Source organism: Alicyclobacillus acidiphilus NBRC 100859, assembly GCF_001544355.1.
Classification (GTDB): Bacteria; Bacillota; Bacilli; order Alicyclobacillales; family Alicyclobacillaceae; genus Alicyclobacillus; species Alicyclobacillus acidiphilus.
Map to the genome: position 1 here is coordinate 1 of NZ_BCQI01000128.1, position 2,329 is coordinate 2,329.

Sequence of the window (2,329 nt, forward strand, 5' to 3'; positions counted from 1 at the left end):
ATCGTCGAATATGAGCAGCAGCGGGAGGAGTTGATACAAACTGACGATGCAGCCAGGATCGCTGTGCTGACGGATGGGATTGTGCAGCCGCCAAAATACCGTACTGGGGACCGCCCCAAGCTGGTGGTGACGGAGGAGGTGGAAGAGAGGATTCGAGGGTTTCTAGCCGAGAACGAGGAGCGCCGGAGAAAAGGAATGCACAAGCAAGTCAGACGGCCTGTGGATATCCATGCGGAGCTTGAGAATGCGGGCATCTGCATCAGTTATGGCAGCGTATTACGCACCGTGAGGGCGCTAGAGGCTAAGGCCAAAGAGGCCTACATCAAGTCGGATTACGTACCGGGGGACGTTTGTGAGTTTGATTGGGGCGAGGTGAAGTTGGAAATCGGAGGGAAAATGCAAAAGTTTCAGATGGCCGTGTTCGCGTCCGCCTATGGGAACTACCGATTTGCCTGGTTGTTCAGCACGCAAAAGAGCGAATACTTTCAGGAAGCGCATGCGAAGTTCTTTTCGCATATTGGCGGTGTGTACCAACAGATGGTCTACGACAACATGCGTGTCGCAGTCAAGAGACTGGCTGGTTCCGAGAAAGAACCCACCGAGGCACTGTTGCAGTTATCGCTTTACTACGGATTCCAGTTTCGCTTTTGCAATGTGTGTAGCGGCAACGAAAAGGGACACGTGGAGCGAAGCGTGGATGTGGTTCGGAGAAAGGCATTCGCGTCCCAATACAGGTTCGATTCACTGGAGAGCGCGAACGAGCACCTATCCGCCGTATGCGGGCGTTTGAATCGCAAACCGCAATCGAACCGCGAAGGGCGCAGCGCGGACGAATGCTTGCAGACAGAACGCGAGTACCTGTTCAAAGGGCTTCCGCCATTCGATGCGGCTCGGGTGGAACATCCACGTGTGGATAAGTACTCCACCATCTGTGTGGACAAAAACCATTACTCCGTCCCTGACTCACTGGTTGGCAAAAAAATCATGGTCAAGATTTACTCAGGGCGGATCTTGTGCTTCCACGGCGATAAGCAGGTGGCAGAACATGCGCGGACATTGGAGAGTTGCCAGTGGGTCATTAAGCTGGAACACTTCCTTGACACATTCAAAAGGAAACCGGGAGCCTTGGCGACAAGCATCGCCATGAAGCAGGCTCCACAAGCTCTCACAAGAATCTACGAATCCTATTATAAAGGACAGGAGAAAGATTTCATCGCTTTGGTCCAGGAATTTTCCGCCGGGTTGACGTTGGATGAAACGAAAACAGCGATAACCGAGTTGGAGGCGATGGGTGTACGCCACGTGACTACGGACAACATTAAGCTGATTTGTGCGAGAAACAAGGACAAGCGGGCGAGGTGCGAGATCTTGTCCACAAACGGGAGTGAGGATATCTCCGAGCACGCCATGGAGCAATTACGACAGTATGATGCCCTGCTCCACACCGGATCCGTGGAACTGAAGGCGGTGAGTGCATGAGCAACGGACAAGCTGCACCACGTAAAGCCTGGCGGGAAGCGATTGCCCAGTATGCAAAAGAGCTACGCCTACCCATAGTCCGCGCACACCTAGGCGAACACATCGCCGAAGCGCAACAGAGAGACATGACGTATGAGGAGTTCTTGGCATTATTACTGCAGCGAGAGTGCGACGCCAGACAGGAATCGTCCGTGAAAAACCGCATCCGTTTGGCGGAGTTTACACACAAGAAGTATCTTGAGGACCTGTCTGTGCCGGATCTGCCGGCAGATGCGCAGAAAAAACTGAAGTTGTTAAAGAGTCTTGATTTTATTAAGGAGGGGCGCAACGTTATATTGGCCGGGAATCCCGGGACTGGAAAAACGCACATGGCCATTGGGCTTGGCATGAAGGCTTGTATCGAGGGCTACAAGGTGTGGTTTACCACTGTGCCTATCCTCGTCAACCGTCTGCGCGAAAGCCGGGCGGAACACACATTGCGGCAGTTCCAGAGCCGGTTTGAGAAATATGACCTCGTCATCGCGGACGAAATGGGCTACATCTCCTTCGACAAGGAGGGCGCGGAACTTCTGTTCACTCATCTCTCGCTACGAGCTGGGCGAAAATCCACTATGATCACAACAAATCTGTCCTTCGAGCGATGGAGCGAAATCTTCCAGGACCCTGTGATGACAGCGGCCATGATTGATCGGCTGACCTACCAGTCGTACACGATTAACATGAACGGTAATTCATTTCGCATGAAAGAAACGAAGGAGTGGCTTGATAAGCAAAATTTTGAATGATACCCACTTTTCGGTGGGGGAGTTTTCGATGATCATGTGGGGGAATTTTCGCTTGACAAATACAG

The 2,329-nt window shown here is 52.4% G+C and carries 2 protein-coding genes; both read left to right on the top strand.

The genetic code is table 11. From position 1 onward, the window contains the following. A partial coding sequence (istA, locus tag AAC01S_RS18325) for an IS21 family transposase (RefSeq protein WP_067625931.1) occupies positions 1-1,479 on the top strand: 1,479 nt, incomplete at its 5' end. Beyond that, the gene (gene istB, locus AAC01S_RS18330; RefSeq protein WP_067625933.1) at positions 1,476-2,264 is read left to right on the top strand and encodes an IS21-like element helper ATPase IstB; all 789 of its coding nucleotides are present in this window, start codon (positions 1,476-1,478) and stop codon (positions 2,262-2,264) included. The genes istA and istB, both read left to right, overlap by 4 nt. Positions 2,265-2,329 lie beyond the last annotated feature (65 nt).

Bases quoted from the DNA above. Each gene is read 5' to 3' on its own strand.
- istB (WP_067625933.1), top strand. From the start codon at position 1,476: ATGAGCAACGGACAAGCTGCACCACGTAAAGCCTGGCGGGAAGCGATT.